21 protein-coding genes and 3 pseudogenes are annotated in these 18,585 nt (G+C 70.1%); 11 read left to right on the top strand and 13 right to left on the bottom strand.

The window, feature by feature from the left end:
• Nucleotides 1-48: 48 nt before the first annotated feature.
• Nucleotides 49-267: a hypothetical protein gene (locus tag OG892_RS11130; RefSeq protein WP_328698308.1), complete on the top strand. Its 219-nt coding sequence runs from the start codon at nt 49-51 to the stop codon at nt 265-267.
• A 178-nt stretch (nt 268-445) separates the two neighbouring features.
• On the opposite strand, the pseudogene OG892_RS11125 reads toward OG892_RS11130, so the two are convergent.
• Nucleotides 446-679 (bottom strand): annotated as a pseudogene (locus OG892_RS11125) (transposase); the annotation flags it as partial.
• Nucleotides 680-952: 273 nt separating this feature from the next.
• Here OG892_RS11125 and OG892_RS11120 point away from each other — a divergent pair.
• Nucleotides 953-1,192, top strand: a complete 240-nt coding sequence (locus OG892_RS11120) for a hypothetical protein (protein ID WP_371629026.1) — start codon at nt 953-955, stop codon at nt 1,190-1,192.
• 16 nt (nt 1,193-1,208) lie between these two features.
• On the top strand, nt 1,209-1,910 hold the full coding sequence (locus OG892_RS11115; RefSeq protein WP_371629025.1) for an alpha/beta hydrolase family protein: 702 nt from the start codon (nt 1,209-1,211) through the stop codon (nt 1,908-1,910).
• On the opposite strand, the pseudogene OG892_RS11110 reads toward OG892_RS11115, so the two are convergent.
• Nucleotides 1,882-2,058, bottom strand: a pseudogene (locus tag OG892_RS11110) (transposase); the annotation flags it as partial. The gene OG892_RS11115 and the pseudogene OG892_RS11110 sit on opposite strands and share 29 nt — an antisense overlap.
• Before the next feature lie 14 nt (nt 2,059-2,072).
• Here OG892_RS11110 and OG892_RS11105 point away from each other — a divergent pair.
• Nucleotides 2,073-2,210: pseudogene (locus OG892_RS11105) on the top strand (4a-hydroxytetrahydrobiopterin dehydratase); the annotation flags it as partial.
• A gap of 63 nt (nt 2,211-2,273) precedes the next feature.
• On the opposite strand, the gene OG892_RS11100 reads toward OG892_RS11105, so the two are convergent.
• The 5 genes from OG892_RS11100 to wecB all read right to left on the bottom strand — a co-directional run bounded on the left by OG892_RS11100 (nt 2,274) and on the right by wecB (nt 8,729).
• Entirely contained in the window at nt 2,274-3,284 is a 1,011-nt protein-coding gene (locus OG892_RS11100; RefSeq protein ID WP_073735850.1) for a JmjC domain-containing protein, read from the bottom strand.
• A gap of 55 nt (nt 3,285-3,339) precedes the next feature.
• A complete protein-coding gene (locus tag OG892_RS11095) occupies nt 3,340-4,359 on the bottom strand; it encodes a cytochrome P450 (RefSeq protein ID WP_371629024.1) in 1,020 nt (339 codons plus the stop codon).
• Between the two features lie 501 nt (nt 4,360-4,860).
• Entirely contained in the window at nt 4,861-6,063 is a 1,203-nt protein-coding gene (locus tag OG892_RS11090; RefSeq protein ID WP_371629023.1) for a PP2C family protein-serine/threonine phosphatase, read from the bottom strand.
• 66 nt (nt 6,064-6,129) lie between these two features.
• Nucleotides 6,130-7,467 carry a glycosyltransferase family 2 protein gene (locus OG892_RS11085; RefSeq protein ID WP_371631616.1) on the bottom strand — a complete coding sequence of 446 codons (1,338 nt, stop codon included), beginning with the start codon at nt 7,465-7,467 and terminating at the stop codon, nt 6,130-6,132.
• Between the two features lie 41 nt (nt 7,468-7,508).
• Nucleotides 7,509-8,729 carry a non-hydrolyzing UDP-N-acetylglucosamine 2-epimerase gene (gene wecB / locus OG892_RS11080; protein ID WP_371629022.1) on the bottom strand — a complete coding sequence of 407 codons (1,221 nt, stop codon included), beginning with the start codon at nt 8,727-8,729 and terminating at the stop codon, nt 7,509-7,511.
• Between the two features lie 196 nt (nt 8,730-8,925).
• Here wecB and OG892_RS11075 point away from each other — a divergent pair, with 196 nt between their 5' ends.
• The 3 genes from OG892_RS11075 to OG892_RS11065 all read left to right on the top strand — a co-directional run bounded on the left by OG892_RS11075 (nt 8,926) and on the right by OG892_RS11065 (nt 10,917).
• Nucleotides 8,926-9,294, top strand: coding sequence for a signal peptidase I (locus tag OG892_RS11075; protein ID WP_371629021.1), 369 nt, complete (start codon nt 8,926-8,928; stop codon nt 9,292-9,294).
• A gap of 103 nt (nt 9,295-9,397) precedes the next feature.
• Entirely contained in the window at nt 9,398-9,643 is a 246-nt protein-coding gene (locus OG892_RS11070; protein WP_371629020.1) for a hypothetical protein, read from the top strand.
• Between the two features lie 92 nt (nt 9,644-9,735).
• Nucleotides 9,736-10,917 carry an MFS transporter gene (locus OG892_RS11065; protein ID WP_371631615.1) on the top strand — a complete coding sequence of 394 codons (1,182 nt, stop codon included), beginning with the start codon at nt 9,736-9,738 and terminating at the stop codon, nt 10,915-10,917.
• A 16-nt stretch (nt 10,918-10,933) separates the two neighbouring features.
• On the opposite strand, the gene OG892_RS11060 is transcribed toward OG892_RS11065, so the two are convergent.
• Complete coding sequence (locus OG892_RS11060; protein ID WP_371629019.1) at nt 10,934-11,581, bottom strand: dihydrofolate reductase family protein; 648 nt, start codon at nt 11,579-11,581, stop codon at nt 10,934-10,936.
• 159 nt (nt 11,582-11,740) lie between these two features.
• Here OG892_RS11060 and OG892_RS11055 point away from each other — a divergent pair, with 159 nt between their 5' ends.
• Nucleotides 11,741-12,316 (top strand): helix-turn-helix domain-containing protein, encoded by a 576-nt coding sequence (locus OG892_RS11055; RefSeq protein ID WP_073735843.1) that lies wholly within the window; start codon nt 11,741-11,743, stop codon nt 12,314-12,316.
• A gap of 24 nt (nt 12,317-12,340) precedes the next feature.
• On the opposite strand, the gene OG892_RS11050 is transcribed toward OG892_RS11055, so the two are convergent.
• Nucleotides 12,341-12,841 (bottom strand): GNAT family N-acetyltransferase, encoded by a 501-nt coding sequence (locus OG892_RS11050; RefSeq protein WP_371629018.1) that lies wholly within the window; start codon nt 12,839-12,841, stop codon nt 12,341-12,343.
• Between the two features lie 180 nt (nt 12,842-13,021).
• Here OG892_RS11050 and OG892_RS11045 point away from each other — a divergent pair, with 180 nt between their 5' ends.
• The 3 genes from OG892_RS11045 to OG892_RS11035 all read left to right on the top strand — a co-directional run bounded on the left by OG892_RS11045 (nt 13,022) and on the right by OG892_RS11035 (nt 14,290).
• Nucleotides 13,022-13,462, top strand: a complete 441-nt coding sequence (locus tag OG892_RS11045; protein WP_073735841.1) for a hypothetical protein — start codon at nt 13,022-13,024, stop codon at nt 13,460-13,462.
• A gap of 32 nt (nt 13,463-13,494) precedes the next feature.
• Entirely contained in the window at nt 13,495-13,941 is a 447-nt protein-coding gene (locus tag OG892_RS11040) for a TIGR03618 family F420-dependent PPOX class oxidoreductase (RefSeq protein WP_371629017.1), read from the top strand.
• 124 nt (nt 13,942-14,065) lie between these two features.
• Nucleotides 14,066-14,290 (top strand): DUF2277 domain-containing protein, encoded by a 225-nt coding sequence (locus OG892_RS11035; RefSeq protein WP_073735839.1) that lies wholly within the window; start codon nt 14,066-14,068, stop codon nt 14,288-14,290.
• Here the strand turns inward: OG892_RS11035 and OG892_RS11030 are convergent.
• The 4 genes from OG892_RS11030 to OG892_RS11015 all read right to left on the bottom strand — a co-directional run bounded on the left by OG892_RS11030 (nt 14,277) and on the right by OG892_RS11015 (nt 18,388).
• Nucleotides 14,277-14,957 carry a DedA family protein gene (locus OG892_RS11030; protein ID WP_371629016.1) on the bottom strand — a complete coding sequence of 227 codons (681 nt, stop codon included), beginning with the start codon at nt 14,955-14,957 and terminating at the stop codon, nt 14,277-14,279. The two genes, OG892_RS11035 and OG892_RS11030, sit on opposite strands and share 14 nt — an antisense overlap.
• A 322-nt stretch (nt 14,958-15,279) precedes the next feature.
• Nucleotides 15,280-15,738 carry a DoxX family protein gene (locus OG892_RS11025; RefSeq protein ID WP_073735837.1) on the bottom strand — a complete coding sequence of 153 codons (459 nt, stop codon included), beginning with the start codon at nt 15,736-15,738 and terminating at the stop codon, nt 15,280-15,282.
• A gap of 83 nt (nt 15,739-15,821) precedes the next feature.
• A complete protein-coding gene (locus OG892_RS11020; protein ID WP_371629015.1) occupies nt 15,822-17,603 on the bottom strand; it encodes an alkaline phosphatase D family protein in 1,782 nt (593 codons plus the stop codon).
• A gap of 140 nt (nt 17,604-17,743) precedes the next feature.
• Nucleotides 17,744-18,388 carry an HNH endonuclease family protein gene (locus tag OG892_RS11015; RefSeq protein ID WP_328867222.1) on the bottom strand — a complete coding sequence of 215 codons (645 nt, stop codon included), beginning with the start codon at nt 18,386-18,388 and terminating at the stop codon, nt 17,744-17,746.
• Nucleotides 18,389-18,585: the final 197 nt, after the last annotated feature.

The following is an 18,585-nucleotide window of genomic DNA, read 5'->3' as shown; positions in this document are numbered from 1 at the left end:
TCACCGAAAGCAGTGGGCGATCGAGCCGCCGTCAGGAACGATGGCGGCATGCGCTACTTCAACGGGACTGGCCGGCTCGCGATCTTCAACGGCACCGAGACAATGGTCGGTCGGACCGTGGACGTAGACGCCTGGGATGCGGCGACAGGCGTTGCCCTCGTCGTCGATCCGAAGCAAGGGACTCGCCGGCCGGTGAGGGGCTACCCGGACTTCTCACACCTGGAGCGAGCTGACCAAGTGGTAGCCGCCGTGCCAGGAGGCGGCTGACACAGAGGGGCCCGGCGCCAGCGGTAGTAGGTGGAGGAGGCGATGGAAAGCTCCCCAAGTACGCACTCGACTCCCAGGTGGGGATGCTCGTCGAGGAGCGTGGTCGCCTGGGCCGGGTCGGGTCGAGTTGCGCCGCGAAAAACGCCGAGGCCGTCCGCAGTACGTCGTTCGCCCTCTTGAGCTGGGCGTTCTCCTTCCGCAGGGCCACCAGCTCGGCGTGTTCGTCGGTGGTCAGCCGGTCATCACGCTCGCCGGCATCGGCCTCGGCCTGCCGGATCCAGCCCCGCAGGGCCTCGGGGTAGGCGCCGAGGTCGACGGCCAGCTTCTTGATCTGGGGCTTCGGATCCGAGGTGTGATACATCCGCACTGCACGCTCACGCAACTCCAGCGAGTACTTCCTGGGGGCAGCCATGGTCGATGTTCCTCTCATAGAACCATCTGATGCTCTGTCACCACCTTCCGCATCTCAAGGGAACCTCACTTGTCCGTTCCACCGCGAAACCGGCGGGGAGCGGGAAATGGGGTGAGTGGTGGGTTGGGGAATGAGAACCCGTCTCATTTGTTCGTTCGGCGATCTCTCGATCTTGTAGGGCACTGGCGGGAAGCTCACGGGAGGTTCCGTCCTGGACGGGCAAGCTTCCGGATCAACTGAACGAGGTCCGTCCAGAACCATGAGACTGAGTTCATGAAAAGCGTGAGAGTGCAAGACGTCACGTTCGTCAACGGGGAGGTAGAGCTGGCCGGTTCACTGCGAGTTCCGGTCGACGCCGAACCGGCCGTTGCCGGCGTGGTGCTGGTCGGGGGGTCCGGGCCGACCGACAGGGACAACGGCACCTACTTCCTGCCGATCCAGCGGCACCTTGTAGAGGCTGGATTTGCCGTGCTCTCGTATGTACAAACGTGGTGTTGGCCAGTCATCCGGTGATTGGCGCGCAGCAACCATGGATGAACTGGCGGCTGACGCAGTCGCCGCGCTGAACTTTCTCCGTGCTCAGCCCGAGGTTCGACCTCAAGCGGTGGGCCTTTTCGGGCACAGCGAGGGCGGCTGGGTTGCTCTGCGCGCTTCTGCGGGGCGGGGTGACGTGCCGTGGGTGGTCACCAACAGTTGCCCGGGGGTGAGCCCTGTCGAGCAGGAACGCTACGCCCTCAGCAACCACCTGAAGGGTCTACATGGTGATGGGCACCCTGAGGTCCGCAGCACCCTAAATCTGTACGACCGGCTGGCAGAAGCAGGCCGACGCGACGCCGACTTCTCCACGGCGCAAAAGCTCGTCGACAACGCGGGAGCGCCGCCGGGACTCGCCTACTACTGGGGCGACGTGGACGAACGCCTCTGGTTGTTCCTGAAGCGAAAACAGGACCACGACCCGACTCCGGACCTGCTCCAGCTGTGCTGCCCGCATCTGGCGCTATTCGGTGGTGCGGACACAACGGTGCCGGTCGCCGACAGCATCCGTATCTTCACCGCAGCCGCCTGCCACTCCGCCCGACTCCACCGCGCCACCCTGACGGTGGAGGTGCTCCCGGGCGGTGACCATCGTCTGCAGGCAGAGGGCTCGGCGGCCCTCGTTCCCGGATACCTCGACAAGGTGAGCCAATGGCTCGCAAACCTTGTCATGCCGTCAACCGGCGGCAGCAGATGAGGGTGCACGCGATGCTGGTGAACGCGAGGAAGTGGTCTGGCTTGCGTTCGTAGCGACGGTGAAGGCGGCGACAGCCGGCGAGCCGGGCCATGGTGCGTTCTACGGTCCAGCGGTGGCGGCCCAGCCGGCCTCGACTCCCTTGCGGGCAAAGCTCCTTCGGGGTGGCGACGAGTCGGCAGCCGGGTGAGGTTCGGGATCACCACGCACGACGCCGGCCACAAGCTGACCGATGCGGACTTCGACCTGGCCGCCCGCATCGACCGGATCGCGGCAGCGCATGGGGCCGAACCCAACGTGTGAAGGCCGTGCGCCGGGGCTGCCCCCCCGGTGCACGGTCTCCGGGCCGGACGTCGCCGCTTCGCGTCAGGGTGTGCCGCGTGCCGCGTCGCGCAGGCGGTGCCAGGTGCGTGCGACGGAGGCCAGGGCGGGGCGCTTGGTGCCGGGTGTGTCGGAGTCCCAGTCCTCGGCCGTTGCGGTGAACGTCTCCGACCGGGGTGGCTCGCCGCCCGGTTGCCGCGTCTGCGCCGCCCGTGCGGCGAGGCGCAGGTCGTCCGGGGTGATCGTGGCGAGCTGTGCACGGGCATGGCCGAGCAGGGTGGCGCAGGCGTCCTTGATCGCGGCTTCCCCCAGTGGGCGCGCGGGGATGTCCAGGTTCTCGGTCAGGCACTGTTGCAGGGCTGCCGCGAGGTCCGGCAGGGAGATGTCGCGGATCGTCAGGGAGAGGTGGGCCGAGAGTCCGGCTTCGCCCACCGCGCGGTGGGCGAAGCCGCGGGGTATGTAGAGCACGTTGCCGGGTTCGAGGACGCCGCGCAGGAGTTGGGGCGAGTCCTCGTCGTCCGGGAGCTCGCCCAGCGGCCAGTCCGCGGTCTTCGGCGCGCTGTGTACGTACCAGGTCTTGCGTCCGGCCACCTGGAGGGCGAACACGTCGGCGTCGTCGCGGTGGGTAGCGAGACCTTGGCCGTCGGCGGGGGTGACGAAGAAGAACGCCTCCACGCGCCGGTCCAGTTCGCCGGACAGCCGGGCCACCAGGTCCGCGGTGGGGCGGTGCCACTGGTCGACGTGGCGCAGGAGCAGCGTCGCCCCGGCGCGCATGAGGCCGACGACCTTCGCGCGGTCGGCGAAGCCGTGGTGCGTCGTTCCGTTGACCACGCGTGACGTGGTGTACGCGTCGGTCGGGACGGTGACCTTGTTGGAGCGGACCATCTCCAGGTAGGGGGTCCGCAGCAGCCCTGAGTCGAAGGCGACGTCCAGCTCGTCGAGGTCGAAAGGCGAGGCGAGCGTCTCCGGCGTGAAGACCGCGGGCTGGTGCTGCCACTGATGGCTGCTGAAACTCTCGACGTCACCGACCCAGTTGGCCAGCGTGGGCGATTCCATGGCGTTCCCGTGGTGTCGGGGCGGTCGGGTGGCAGGGTGGCGGGGTGAGGTGACGTCACGCTCCGGATTCGGCGTCGAACCGCACTGACAGCAGGGAGCGAAGCGGAACGTGGGTCTCCTGCTTCGGGCCGCGAACGGTGAGCCGGTTGTCGAGAGCGACGGTCAGCAGACGTTCGGCCAGGGGGACGACGAGGTGCTTGGCCCAGCAGCGGGCACCGTCGAACCCGAACGGCATGTACGCCGGCGTCTTCTCGGGATCCGGCACCCCGGCCCACCGCTCGGGCCGGAAGACCATCGGCTCCGGCCAGTAATCCGGGTGACGGTGCATCAGCAGCGGGAACAGGGCGACGTTGTCCTCGCGGCGGATCTCGGGGTGCAGTCCGGCGTACGCGTCCCCGCCCGTCCGGTACAGCATCCACGCGGGCGGCAGCAGCCGCAGCGTCTCCCACAGAACCGCGGTGAGGTCTGCGCGGGCCGCACCCCGTGCCCGTCCGTCCGGCCCCATGAGCCACAGGGTGTTGCCGGTCAGCGCGGCCACCCCGTCGCAGAGGGTGGCGGTCGCGCGACGGTACATGGCGATGGCCTGCCCGCGTTCCTGGGCGTCGGAGGCGCTGCTGATCTGCTCGGCCAGCGCGGTACGTCCGCGCCCGCCGCCACCGGGCTCCGGCCATACGGTGACGGCGCGGTCGACGATCCGGGAGAGTGCGGGCGAGCGCGTGATGCCGCGTTTCGACAACAGGGAGACCGGCAGCGGGTCGGACGCGAAGAGCCACTGGCGCAGGTAGGAGGTGGCGGCGTAGGGCCAGGCTCCGTTCAGCCCGCGCGCCGGAGGCGGCGGGGTGCGGATGCCCTCCATGACGTCCTTCCCCAGAGCGCGGATCGTTCGGGTCGCGCTGTCGTGGGGGATCTCGGCTCCGGCCGCCGGCTTGTAGACCGAGCGCTCCGTCGACAGGACGGGTCGCGCCGCGACGACTTCGCTGATCAGGTCGGAGCGGGAGACGCCGACCGTGGTCGCGTCGATCCGGAAGACCTTCTCCTCCCTGGCCAGCAGTTCCTGAATTCGTGGGGCGTACACGATGGAATGGCCGCGATCCGATGCCGCTGCCGTTTCTTCCACGAGAATCGCACCTCCATGAAAATGGCAGTCAGACGGATTCCCCGCAACAGACGGATTCCCCGCAGCAGGCGGATAATCCAGACCATGAACGGGCCGGAGATAAGCTGGAGAGAGCCGGAGATAAGCCGGAGAGATACTCGGGCGTGGGCGGGGGGAGCGACATGGCCGCTTCCCCCGCCGACGAAGGTGTACTAGAGCTGCACTAGATGACGTGCAGGACCCACGCGTGGTTGGCGAGGTCCTCGTCCTTCTTGAACTTCCGCACAAGCGCCTTGATCTTCTTCATGACTACTCCATTTCCTGGATTGCGGACGCTCCCGAAAGTGCGCCCGTGCCATAATCGAAAGGGGCTGTCTTCCCCCACTGGGGGAGTGCCACCGTTTCAGTTGGCGCTCACGTTCTCCTAACGTTTCACTAACGTTCGCCGACGATCGCCGGATGACGGATGCGGAACAGCTCTCAGGAATCCAGCGCATCGCGCAGCGGGCAGTCCGCAACGGCGCACACGTGGCAGCCCAGTACCTCGGGCGTGTGCCTGAGGGGCAGGTGGCGGCGCCCCGGCTCCGTCGAGATGGCCGGCCGGTCCGCCGCGCCGGGCTGCCCCTGGTACTCGACCAGGAGGAGCGCGGAGTCGTCGACGCCCTCCGAGCCTGCGGCGTGTGCGTGGACGTCGGCCCGCAGGCGGTCCAGGCAGGCGGCCGGATCGGCGTCGCGCAGGAGACCGGCGCGGGCTTCGAGCGGGTAGAAGCGGTTCTGCTCGTCGCGGGATTCGGTCAGACCGTCGGTGTGGAACAGGACGCGGTCGCCGGCGTGCAGGGTGCACCGGTAGGAGCCCGGTTCGCAGTGGGCGAGGGCTGCCAGTCCCAGGGGCAGGCCGGGCTGTCGCGGGTGCGCCCAGCGGCCGGTTCCGTCCGCGAGGGTGATGAGCGGGCTGGGGTGACCGTAGTTGAGGACCGTCAGTTCTCCGCTGTCGGTCAGCTGGGCGAGGGTCATGGTGGCGAAGCGTTCCTCGTCCGGTCGGCGGAGCATGCTGCACGACATCCGCAGCCCGACGTCCTCCAGGTGCGCCTCGGCCGGGGCGTTGTCGCGGAAGGAGCCCAGAAGGGTGTTGCTGAGCGATACGGCCCCGAGCCCTTTGCCCTGGACGTCGCCCATGAGGACGCGTACCCCGTTTCTGACCGGGACGACTTCGCAGAAGTCGCCGCCTACGTGGGCGCCGGCGTCGGCGGATTCGTAGGAGGCGGCCAGCCGCACCGGGCCTTCGGTCGCGGGCATGGACGGTGCGATGGCCAGCTGGGTGGCGTCCGCCACACGACGGGCGGCGGCGAGTCGTGACTCCTGCCGGGTCCTGCGCCGCGCCGCCACGGTGGAGACAGCGGTCACCAGCGCGATGGCGATGAACCCGGAGACGGCCCGGTGGGTGCCGAGAATGCCGTCATGCAGGGTCAGCAGTACGGCCACCAGCCCGGCGAACGCTCCGGTGCCGATGACGGCCCGTGGCGCGGCGCGGACCGCGGACAGGGCCGGCCCGACCGAGTAGAGGGCCAGGAGCCTGACGTCCTCGCCGAGGGCGGCGTCGAGCAGGGCCACGCCCAGGACGGCGCAGACGCCTCGGCAGTCCGCGATCTGCGGATGGATTCGCGATGCGGGGTGGTGGTACATGGTGGTCCTCGGCAGGGAGCGTGCGGGGCAGGGGCAGGGGCAGGGGCAGGGGGAGAGCGGGAGGGGTCAGGCTTCGCGTGCCACGGGGCCGTGGCCGGGCGCCTCCGCGTTGCGCCGGGTCTTGGCCCAGCCGGTCCGGCCGCGCAGCAGCCGGACGAAGCCGCGGGCGGAGACGACGAAGAGGTGGTACGCGTAAAGCCAGAGCGCGATGCCCCACAGGAGGCCCTTGAACCGGGAGCGGTCCGCGGCGAACTCCCGGCGGTAGACCGGGCCCCAGAGCACGAACGGCACGATCGATACGAGGGCCAGTGCGAGCGCCAGGGGCCAGGCGGCGAACAGGATGCCGTGTCCGACGATCAGCGCGGCGGTCATCAGCACCGTGAGCAGCAGTGTCGCGAGGTGTGCGAACGGCTGGACGAAGGTGTAGAGCGACTCCATGACGCCGCGGGACCGGTAGTGGCGGGAGGACACGATCCGGCCGGCGTAGCGGACGCAGGTCATGTTGCCCTGGGCCCAGCGGGTGCGCTGGGTGAGGAAGCGGCGGGTGTGGGGCAGCGCCTCCTGGGTGACCCAGGCGTCGCTGAGGTGGGTGACGTCGTAACCGGCGAGCCGCATGTGCAGGCCGAGTTCGTAGTCTTCGAGCAGCGCGCCCTGCTGCCACGGGTGGCGTTCGGCGGCGGCGATCCTGTCCAGGGCGGTGAGGCGGGTGAACTGGCCGTTGCCGCCGAGGCCGGCGGAGCCGGTCCGGACGCGGAGCAGTTGCATGCCGGTGTTGGAGGTGGCGAACTCGGCGTCCTGCATCCGGATGAGGAGCCGGGCGTAGGCATTGGCGAGGCGGCCGCGGTGCGCCAGCGGGCGTTCGTCGTCGACGTTCCGCATCCGGACACCGATCTGGACCCCGCCGATGTCCGGGTCGGCGAAGGCGTCGGGGCCGCTGACGCGGGTGAGGGCGCCGGGCGACACCTGGCCGTCGGCGTCGACGACGCAGACGATCACCCGGGAGCGGTCCGTCGCGGGGGCGAGGTGCTCGTCGAGCGCGGTGTACGCGGCGTTGAGCGCGGCGCCCTTGCCGACCCGGGCGTCGGGAAGGCGGCGGGAGACCAGGTGGATGTGCGGGTCCCGGTCCGCGAGCGAGGTCACGATCGGGGCGGTGAGGTCGTCGCCGGCGTCGTCGATCGCCCAGACGTGGCTCCGGGGGAAGTCGGCGCGCAGCCGGTTCACGGTGGTGGCGACGACGGCTTCCTCGTCACGGCAGGGAACGAAGAAGTGCCAGTCGTACGCGCTGGGATCGCCGGCCGCGGAGGGGCGGCGGCGTGCGTACGCGTGCCGGGCGCCGGCCCAGTACACGAGGAAGCAGGCGAGGAGGAGGAACGGGAAAACGTACAGGACGAAGTCGAGAAACATCACGCCTCACAAGAGGTGGGCGGCGAATGGGTGGTGGCCGGTCACACACCGGCCGGTGCGAGCACACGATCCTGGCCCTGGCCCCGGCCTTGTCCCTGGCCTTGTCCCTCTTGGGCTTCGGCTCGGGCTCGGTGCCGGGCGGGGGCGGGGCGGGCGGTCCGGCCGATGAGACCGGCGATGCGTTCGCCGGCGTGGCCGTCACCGAACGGGCTCGGCAGGGCGGCCAGTCGACGCAGCCCCGGCCGTCCCTCGGCCAGTCGGCGCCGGGCGGCATCGCTGATCTCCAGTCCCGGCGGGACGAGTTCCGCGAAGTCGGCCATTGCCTCCGGCCGTTCCGTGGAGCGCCGGACCACCACGAGCGGGCGGCCCAGGACGGTGGTCTCCTCCTGCACACCTCCGGAGTCGGAGACGAGGACCGCCGCATGCCGGGCGAGGGTCAGGAAGGTGGCGTATCCGACGGGAGGCAGCGTGAGGATGTCGTCGAGCAGCGGCTGAAGGCCGCAGGCGTCGATCCGGGCGCCGGTGCGGGGGTGGAGCGGGAGCACGACGGGGAGTTCGCGTGCCAGGCCCGCGAGTTCCGCGAGGACGACGGCGAGGGTGGCGGGGTCGTCGGTGTTCTCCGGCCGGTGCACGGTCGCGAGCAGGAACCCGTCCGGAGCCAGCCCCAGGCCGGAGAGGGCGGTGCGGCGGTCCTCCGCGTCGGGCAGGTTGTCGCGGACGGATTCCACGACGGTGTTGCCGGTGACGTGCACCCGCTCGGCGGCGATGCCCTCGGAGAGCAGCGAGGCCCGGTTGTCGGGGGTGGCGGCGCAGAGCACGTCGGCCAGGTGGTCGATGAGGACCCGGTTGTGCTCCTCCGGCATCGCGCGGTCGTTGCTGCGCAGCCCGGCCTCGACGTGGACCAGTGGCAGGCCGCGGGTGTTGGCGGCGAGTGCGCCGGCCAGTGCCGCGTTGGTGTCGCCCTGGACGACGACCGCGCGCGGGGGGTCGTCGGCGAAGAGCCCGTCCAGGCCGTTGAGCGCGTCGGCGATCTGGGCGGCGCGTGGCAGGCCGCCGACGCCGGGCAGGCGTTCCGGTTCGGGTATCCCCAGCTCGTCCGCGAAGTCGCGGGACAGCTCGGCTTCGTAGTGCTGCCCGGTGTGGATGACCCGTGCCGCCGGGCCGAGGAGGCGGATCAGCTCCGCGAGCTTGACCAGCTCGGGGCGGGTGCCCAGGACGACGGCGACGGCTCGACGGGGCAGGGTGGCGGTGGAATTCTTCATGTAACCCACGGTAGTGAGCATGAATTCCAGATCCGAGAGAGATGATGCACCGTCGGGTGTTCTGCGCACTTTGGTGACCCCCTGCCAGGGGCTTTCGGTCCCTTTCCGCACTCGGGCACGGGTCTTTGGTCCTGCGGGCTGCGGAACGGGGGAGTGCGACGGGCTGCGGACCCCGCGGCTGTTAGCGTCCGGGATCATGAACGACAGCGTGTACGTGGGCAACGCGGGCAAGGATGCGGCACTGGACCGAGGGTGGCTGCTCGGGCACTTCAAGGACGACGCCGATCCACGCCACAGCGAGGCCGTGGAGATCAAGTGGGGCGTTCACCCGCGTGGTGACGAGCGGAAGCAGTGGGTGCGGGGCGAGGAGCGAACGGCTCTGCTGGTGCTCATCAGCGGTCGCTTCCATGTGCAACTCCCGGGCCGCAGTGTGGTTTTGGAGCAGCAGGGCGACTATGTCGTCTGGGGGCAGGGAGTCGACCACTCCTGGTTCGCGGAAGAGGAGTCGGTGGTGCTGACGGTGCGGTGGCCGTCCGTCCCCGGCTACGCCGTGACGCCGGAGTAGGCCAGGGCCGCGCGGGGTAGCCTGGCGGCCTGTTCGCGGTCGTCAGCGGTCGTCAGTAGTGATCTGCGTGACGAGTGGCGATGATGAGGGGCGGCAAGGGGAGATGAGGGGCAGAGTGGGCGGTGAAGGGCGGCATGCCGCGATCCGGCTTCCCGAAGGGTCCTGGTGGGACCGGGGCGTCGCCTCGTGGAACGCCGGGCAGCTCCGGCCCGCCGCCGGTCATGACCTGGCCTACCGCCATGGCCTGGAGCTGGTGTTCGACCGCCCGGCCTTCGTCGGCTGCCCGACGGGCTTCCACGATCCGGTGTTGCGCTTCGCGCCCTGGGCGCGGTCGCCGGAGCCGCGGTGAAGGCGCGCGGGCGCGAAGCACTGGCGCACGCTGCTTCTGCTTCTGCCTCTACCTCCGCCGGCCAGGAGCACGGGCCGGATGTCGCGTCGCCCCTGCGGATACCGGCCTTCCGGCGTTTCCTGCTGGCCCATCTCGTGTCCGCGACGGGTTCGGCCATGGCGCCCGTGGCGCTCGCGTTCGCCGTGATCGGGCATGGCGGCGGCGCGCAGTCGCTCGGGATCGTGCTCACCGCGAACACCCTGCCGACCCTGGTCCTGCTCCTCCTGGGGGGCGTCCTCGCGGACCGGATGTCCCGCAGCCGCATCCTCTTCCTCGGGAATCTCGGGGCCGCACTGGCCCAGGCGGCGGTCTGCGTGCTGGTGGCGACCGGTACGGCGACGACGCTCGCGATCAGTGTCTGCGCCTGCCTCTCCGGGGCCTCGGCCGCGTTCATCGCGCCCGCCGCCCAGGGGATCGCGACCCGGCTCGTTGCGAAGGAGCAGCTCCAGCAGGCCAACGCGCTGGTCCGGGTGCCCGGGAACGCCGTCAGGATCGTCGGTCCGGTCGTCGGTGGATTCGTCGTGGCGCTGTCGGGCCCCGCCTGGGCGCTCGGGTGGGACGCGAGCACGTTCGTCGTCGCGGCCCTTCTCCTGCTCGGGCTCCGGCTCGCAGGGTCGGTCCCTTCCGGGGGCGGCGTGGTGAGCGATCTGCGGGCGGGCTGGGCCGGGTTCCGTTCGCGGAGCTGGCTGTGGAGCTACACCGTGGCCGGAACCGCGGTCGTGGCGGCCTGGCTGGCCGGATTCCAGCTGCTCGGGCCGCTCGTGGCGGCCGACAGCTACGCGGGCGCCCGTTCATGGGGGCTGGTGCAGGGCGCCTTCGCCGCCGGACTCCTCGCGGGTACGTTCCTCTGCCTGGCCTGGAAGCCGCGGCGGCTGATGCTGGTCTGTGTGGTGACCAGTGCGGGCATCATGCTGCCCCTGGCCGCTCTGGGGCTGGAACTGCCCCTCGTCTGCGTGCTCATGGCCGCCGTCGTCGCCGGAATCGGGCTGGACGTAGCGATCGTCGCCTGGTCCACGGTCATGCAACAGCAAGTGCGCGACGACGAGTTGGGGCGGCTCGGCGCGTTCAACGCGTTGGGTGAACGCGCCGCCATTCCGATCGCGTACCTGCTGGTGGCGGTTGCCTCGAAGCACTGGACCAGTCAGCACATCCTGCTGGTGTGTGCGGGAGTCATCCTCGCCGCGACCCTGGCCAACGCGTGCGTGCGCGATGTGTACCGGATCAACCGGGCGTGATTCTCGGCCACCGTGGTCATCGCCGCCAGAACAGCAGGTGGGTGACTCCGCTGGGGCTCGGCACCGTATCGAGGTGGTACCGGTCGAGCAGCTCGGTGTGGCTCTCCCAGAGCCGTTCGCCACGCCCCAGGTCGACGGGCGCCACGGCGATGTGCATCGTGTCGACGAGGTCGGCATCGAGGAATTCGCGGATGGTGGCGATCCCGCCGCCGAGGCGTACGTCCCGGCCGTCGGCGGCCTCCTTCGCGCGTGCCAGCGCCTCCTCCGGTTTCGCGTCGAGGAAGTGGAAGGTGGTGTCGGCCAGGGTGAAGGAGGGGCGCTCGTGATGGGTGAGCACGAAGACCGGTGTGCGGAAGGGCGGGTTGTCACCCCACCAGCCCTTCCAGTCGTGGTTCTCCCACGGGCCGCGCTGGGGGCCGAACTTATTGCGTCCCATGATCTCCGCGCCCACGTTGCGGGTCTGTTCACGGGTGAAGTAGTCGTCCAGGCCGCGCGTGCCGCCGGGCTCTGTGCGGTTTACCCAGCTGGCGGTGGGTCCCACCCAGGAGAGCAGGGTGGTGGGGTCCGCGTGACCGAAGGGCCGCTCCAGGCTCTGGCCCTCACCGGCACCGAATCCGTCCCGCGACACGGTGATGCAGTGCATCCTCAACAGCTGTTGTGACATGAGTTCTCCTCCGGGTGTCGACGATCCGGGCGTCGACGATCCGGGCGTCGAGAGTCGAGAGTCGGGCGCCGACAGACAACAGGCGGCGCGTCCGCCGACTGGCGGCAAACTGCAACCGGATGTGATGAGCAACCGGTTGTACAGTACTACGCTGTCAGCATGCCGCAACCAGTTGAGACGGGCCGCCTGCCCGTGCCGCCGGGGAAATCGGGTTGCCCGATCAACCTGACCGTCGAGCTGCTGGGCGACCGGTGGAGCCTGGTCGTGCTGCGGGATGTCATGTTCGGCGGCCATCGGCACTTCCGGGAGCTCCTCGCCCACTCGGTCGAGGGCATCGCGTCGAACATCCTCTCCGCCCGGCTGTCGAAGCTCGTGGGTGCCGGTCTGCTCACCCGGCACGACGATCCGAGCCACCGGCAGAAGATCGAGTACCGGCTCACCGAGGCGTCGATCCAGCTCGTTCCGCTCATGACACAGCTGGGCGACTGGGGCTCCCGCTGGCTCCCGACCGTGCCCGAGCTGTCGATCCGTGCCCAGCTCCTCGCTCGCGGCGGCCCCGATATGGGGGAGAGGTTCATGGACGAGCTCCGCGCCACGCACCTCGAAGGCCGTCCGCAGCGCACCGACGGCGTACTGGCCGAGCTCACCCTGGCCTACGAGAGGGCCGTAGCCGAGCGTGCTGTCTCTGACGGTGCCGTCCCCGCTGCCCCTGACAGCCCCGTCTCCGAAGGCTGAGAGAGCCCGGGCGGCCGGCAGGTGTCAGCGGCTGGCGGCGGGGCGGTCCAGTGCGTAGACCGTGACGGGGTTGCCGTTCAGCTCCTCCTGCCGGCGCGGCGCGAAGCCGAGGCGCTCGGCCACCTTCACCGATGGCGCGTTGCCCGGTCGGACGAGGGCGGTGAAGTAGTCGGCGTCCAGTGTGGCGAAGCCCCAGTCCAGGCAGGCCCGAGCCGCCTCTGTCGCGTATCCGTGCCCCCAGTGCTCCGCCCGGAAGGTCCAGCCCAGCTCGACCTCGTCGAACTGCTGCCAGTACTGCAGACCGCTCCGGCCGATGAACTCGCCGCTGGACCGGAGCTGCACCGCGCACAGCCCATGACCCCGCTCTGCCCACTGCCGCTCGATCCCGGCGAGCCGTTCCAGCGCCTGCCGGCGGGAGTAGGCCCCGACGAACCGGTTGACCTCGGGGTCGGCGTGGAGATCGACGAAGGCGTCGGCGTCCGACGTCGCAAGGGGGCGCAGGATGAGTCGCTCCGTCTCGATCATGCCTGCGAGCGTAGTTCCTGACGCTGTCCGGGGGCAGTCGGTCGAGGCGGGGCGGGGTGTGTCCGGACGCCCGGCGGGCGGGGCGGCGGCTTCACCCGTTCGGCTGCGGCCGGGTGGCCGTCCCCTCGGGTGCCGACCAGGGTCGGTCTGACGTGCAGTTCCACCGGCCAAGGAGTTCTCATGGCACAGTCAGCGCCCACACCGGGTACGTCCCGTTCGCATGCCACAGAGCCGGGGGGCGGCAGCCCCTGGGCGGCCGGCGGGACCATGTTCGCCGGAGTCCTGCTCATAGTCGACGGTGTGCTGGAGGCGATCAAGGGCATAGCCGGAATCGCGACCGACGACGTCTACACGCGGGTCAACAACTACGTCTTCAAGTTCAACGTGACGGGCTGGGGATGGATCCACCTGGCTCTCGGTATCCTCCTCTTCCTGGTCGGCTGGGGCATCCTCCGGGGCTTCGGCTGGGCGCGCGGAGTCGGTGTGGGACTCGCGGCGCTCAACATGATCGCCAACTTCATGTGGCTGCCCTACCAGCCGATCTGGGCCGTGGTCTCCCTGGCCATCGACACCTTCGTGATCTGGGCCCTGTGCACGGACCGCTCGAAGTCGGTCATCTGACAGTCGCCGGGCGCGGTTGGTAGCCTCCACCGATGACATTGATCTTGGATGAAGCCGTCCGCGCCCGGCTGCGAGCCGCCAACATCTGGTACGTCGGCACCGTGTTCGCCGACGGAGCGCCGCAGGTCAGCCCGATGTGGGTGGACCTGGAGGGGGACGGGGAGCTGACCTTCAACACCTCGGCGGGCCGGGTGAAGGAGGAGAACCTGCGCCGCGACCCCCGGGTCTACCTCTCCCACGCGGATCACGCCGACCCCTTCGACCGGGTGCAGATCAGCGGTGAGGTGGTCCGCTTCGTGGAGGGCCAGGAGGCGCACGACCGGATGGACCGGCTCGCCCGCAAGTACCTGGGCAGCGAGCGGTTCGAGTGGACCATGCCGGGGGAGCGGCGGATCGCGGTGATCGTGCGCCCGGTCAAGGTGCGGCACATCGTGGGGGTGGAGCGGTTCAGGCCCGGCGGTCCGGTGCCCGCTTCCTGACCGACCGGGGCCCGTGATCTCCCTGACCGACCGAGGCCCGTGATCCTGGGACGTCGCTACCTGATCCTGGGACGTTGTCACGTGATCCCGGGACGTTGTCAGTGGGGCGGTCCACACTTGATGTATGTGCCGCAGTATCAAGACCCTTCGCCCGCCGTCCCTCCCCGAAGAGGCCACGGAGGAGGACATCCGCGCCGCCGCCCTGCAGTTCGTGCGCAAGGTCTCCGGCTTCCGTGCCCCGGCCGCGCACAACAGGGAAGTCTTCGACCGTGCCGTCGACGAGATCGCCGCGTCGACCGCCAGACTGCTGGACGGTCTGGAAGTGCGGGGAGGTGTCAGGACGCCATAGGGACCGAGGCCGGGGCGGTGGCGGCAGCGGCCGCGGCGGCCGCCGCGGGGCGCCGCATCAGCAGCGCGGCGAACGCGCCCGCGACGAACAGCGCGAGGACCGAGATCGCCGTGCCCAGCCAGCTCGCGCCGAGCCACTGCGCGCCGAAGTAGCCGAGGCCCACGCTGTAACCCGCCCAGGCAACGCCCGCCACCGCGGACCACGGCAGGAATTCCTTCGCCTTGCGGTGCGAGGCGCCCGCGCCCAGGGAGACGACCGAGCGTCCGGCCGGGGCGAAGCGCGCGATGACGACGAGGACGCCGCCGCCCCGGTTGAGCGCGGCGCCGAGGCGTTCCTGCGCGGAGGTGAGGCGCCGGGAGCGGGCGATGGCGGCGTCCAGGCGTGCGCCACCGCGCCAGGCGAGCCGGTACGCGGCGAGGTCACCCAGCACAGAGGCGCTGGCCGCGCAGAGGATCAGGGCCAGGAGCGAGGGGACCTCGGTGACGTGGCGGGCGGCGCCCGCGGCGTCGGCGGCCACCGTGCTGGTACCCGCGGCGGCGGCCGTGGCGGCGGTGATCACGAGGACACCGCTGGGCAGCACAGGAAGGAAGACGTCCAGAAGCACCGAGAGGGCGACCACAACGTAGATCCATGGGCTGCCGGTCAGCGCACCCACACTCTCCAGCACTTCTACTCCCCGATTCGTGACAACGCCGCGACGTCGCAGGGGAGCGGCAGGAGCGGCAGGGCCAGCTGTACAGCGTACGCCTGCCGTTCACCTGGAGATCCAGATATGGGCGTGATGTTGGGCACCTCATGTGTATGTCACATAAGTCTCGACCGTCACTCGTCGGTGCCTCGACGCGCGATTGAGGCGCGCGCGAGGCGCGCGTGAGGTACGCGTGAGGAGTGACCGGGCCTGCGGCCCGCACGCGTCCCGCCGGACAGCCCGGGTACGCCTGGAAGCGGCATTCCCGGCGTGCCCGAGGCTGTCCGGCGGGACGTCCGGGTCAGACGGCGACCGGGGCGGCCGGTTCGGGTGCGCGTTCCTCGACGGGCAGGGGAGCGGAGCGGGCGGTGAACAGCCGGTCCAGGGCCAGGGCGCCGGGACCCGTGAAGACGAGCAGCAGGAACACCCAGCTGTAGACGGCGGAGGGCTCGCCGCCGTTCTGCAGCGGGAAGAGCGCCCCTGACTGGTGGACGCTGAAGTACGCGTACGCCATGGAGCCGGACGAGACCAGAGCGGCGATGCGGGTGCCCAGGCCCAGTGCCACGAGCCCGCCGCCGACGAGCTGGATGACCGCCGCGTACCACCCCGGCCAGGTGCCGGCGGGTATGGATCCGCCGCCCATGGCGCCGCCCAGCACGCCGAAGATCGAGGCGGCACCGTGGCAGGCGAAGAGCAGACCTACGACGATTCGGAAGAGCGCGAGGGCGTAGGGCTGGGCCTGATTGAGGCGTGAGTACATGGGGGGGAGGCTCCTTCGGTCTAGTGGGGACGTGAACCGATTGAGCACCACAGGTTAGGTAGACCTCATCAGTACTTGCAAGTTCAACGTTTAGTTGACTGGCTGAAAGTCGATGGACCGTCATTGGTCAGCGAGCGATCAAATACCGTCTGGAGCTGGGCCCCTGTCTTCTTCGACTTGGCCTGAACCAATGACAGCGCAGCTTTCCGGCCATGCAACGTAAGTGTCATCAGCTGATTGCCGAACCATGGCCCATCCGTCTTGTGCCACTGGACCGGAGCTGTACCAGTGCGCCCGTGCCGGGCCAGCAGCCGTCCGAACCGCCGCCCCGCCCGGCTCCAGCCGAAACGGAAGGCGCCCTTGAGCGGGCCCGGGATCGAGTTGTGCACGGGAGAGCAGGTCAGTTGCAGGACGCGGGCCGACGGCCCACCGTCAGGGGTCCCGGCGGGCCAGGCGGGTTCCGCGATGTACGCATGGTGCACATCGCCCGAGAGCACACATACCGTCGCCGGGGCGTCCGGGCCGCTGCCCACCTCCCGGATCAGCTCCGTCAGCTGCCCGAACGAATCGGAAAAGGCGGCCCAATGCTCCAGGTCGGCGCGCTGCCGCAGGTACTCGCCGACCCGCGCCCAACGGCCGTCGGGGCCGCCCCGCTCACCCCGGACCAGCGCCGAGCTCCACTGCTCCGCGTCGTGTACCAATGGAGGCAGCAGCCACGGGAGCGATGTGCCGATCAGTACATGGTCGAAGGATCCGGGCCCGGCGAGCATCTCCTCGCGCAGCCACCGCATCTCCTCGGGGTGGATCATCGCCCGCTGCGTTTCGTCGAGCACCCGGGCCGCTCGGCTGTCCACCATGAGCAGCCGTACTCGGCCGAAAATGCGTCGGTAGCTCCAGCGGGTACGGGTGGGGTCCGCGTCGGCCCCGGCCGCGAACCGGCGGACCTCTTCGGTGCCGTCCGGGGTGGCGTGCACCGCCGCGTAGAGCGGGTCCGCCGCCAGCTCGGCGGGCGAGAGGTTGCCCAGGTGCTGATAGACCCAGTACGACATCAGTCCGCTGACGATCCGCTCGTGCCACCAGGGGGTGGAGCGGATCTCGGTGAGCCAGGCGGCGCTGGTGTTCCAGTCGTCGATGACATCGTGGTCGTCGAAGATCATGCAGCTGGGGACCGTCGAGAGCAGCCAGCGGACCTCGGGGTCGCGCCACGACTCGTCGTACAGGCAGGTGTACTCGTCGTAGTCCGCGACCTCCGCTCCCGGCGGCTCGTCCAGATCGCGCCGCGCCGCGAGCCGCTGCCGGGTCTCCCGCGAGGTCTCGTCCGCGTACACCTGGTCACCCAGGAGCAGCAGGACGTCGGGGCGTACGGCGTCGGGGTCTGCGGCGAGCCGGGCGGCGAGGGTGTCCAGGGCGTCCGGCCCGACGGGGTCGGACCGGACCGACGCGTGTCCGCCGGCGGGGGGAGCCGCCCAGCGGCAGGAGCCGAACGCGATCCGGGCCGTCGGCGGCCCGGCGCCCTCACCGGACTCGTCCGCCTCACCGTCCCCACCGGCTCGGTCGCCGCCGGTGGTTATCTGCGGGGTGGTGATCGTGCTCGCCGGGAAGCGGTGGTTCTCGGGCGGCCACACCCGGCGGTCGTCGAGCAGTACCTCGTACGCCGTGGTGGAGCCGGGGGTCAGACCGGTCACCACCACCAGGGCGTAGTGGTGGCCGGAGACCGCGAAGGTCGGGGACGAGCCGGAGGCCCCGTCCGCGCACCGGATCACGGCCGTGCACGGCCGGTCCGCCTCGACCCAGACGGTGGCGGTGGAAGCGGTCTCCCAGTCGACGTACCGCAGTAGCGGTCCCAGGCGCAGCCCGGCTGTCATGTGGTGCTCCTCGCGTCGTTCCGTACGGACGGTTCCGTACGGGGTGTTCGTACGGCGGTTCGTACCGTACGGAACGACGGGGGAGTGCGGGGCGGTTCCGGTGCCGCGGGTCAGCGGGCCGGCCGCCGTTCAGTGATCGTTCAGCAGCCGTTGAGCACGGACTGCAGTGCGGTCTTCTCGGCCTGGTCGACGGTCAGGTCGTAGTAGTGCTTCACGTGCACCCAGGCGCGTGCGTAGGTGCACTTGTAGGCGGCGCGCGAGGGGAGCCACTTCGCCGGGTCCTTGTCGCCCTTGGACTGGTTGACGTTGTCGGTGACGGCGATGAGCTGAGGGCGGGTCAGGTCATTTGCGTACGACTGTCGTTGGGCGGTGGTCCAGCCGGAGGCGCCGGACCGCCAGGCCTCGGCCAGCGGGACCATGTGGTCGATGTCCAGATCGGAGGCGGCGGTCCAGGTGGCCCCGTCGTACTCCGAGTACCAACTGCCGCTCACGGCGCTGCAGCTGGAGTTCTGGGTGACGTTCGTGCCGTCCCGCTTCAGGACCACCTCGCGGGTGTCGCAGGCGCCGGACTGGGTGATCCAGTGCGGGAACTTGTCCCTGCTGTATCCGTCGGAGGAGCCCTCCGCCTGCACGGTCAGCTCGCTCAGATAGGTGCGGGCGGTGGACGCGGCCACCGGTGTGGGCATGGCGGCCTGGGCGCTGGGAGCGGTGAGCAGCCCGGTGGTTGCGGCGAGGCCGGCGGATGCGGCGAGGACGGCTATGCGACGCGCGTAGACACCTGACATGCGAACTCCCTTGATGTGGGGGGACCTTGGCCCGGTCGTGCGAAACGGCCCGGCCATCGTGGCGGCGCCAGGTTTCCGTGGGGTGGGCGCCAGGTAACAGAGTGGCGACATGGGCACGTCACATCAAGGGTTCTGACGAAGAGGACCGGGGTGCGGGGGCGTACGCGAGTGAGTGCGCGGGCGTACGGAACTGATGG

This window comes from Streptomyces sp. NBC_00341 (assembly GCF_041435055.1).
In the GTDB taxonomy this organism is placed as follows: domain Bacteria; phylum Actinomycetota; class Actinomycetes; order Streptomycetales; family Streptomycetaceae; genus Streptomyces.
The sequence above is the reverse complement of the archived record's forward strand: the minus strand, read 5'-3'. Positions and strand labels throughout refer to the sequence as shown.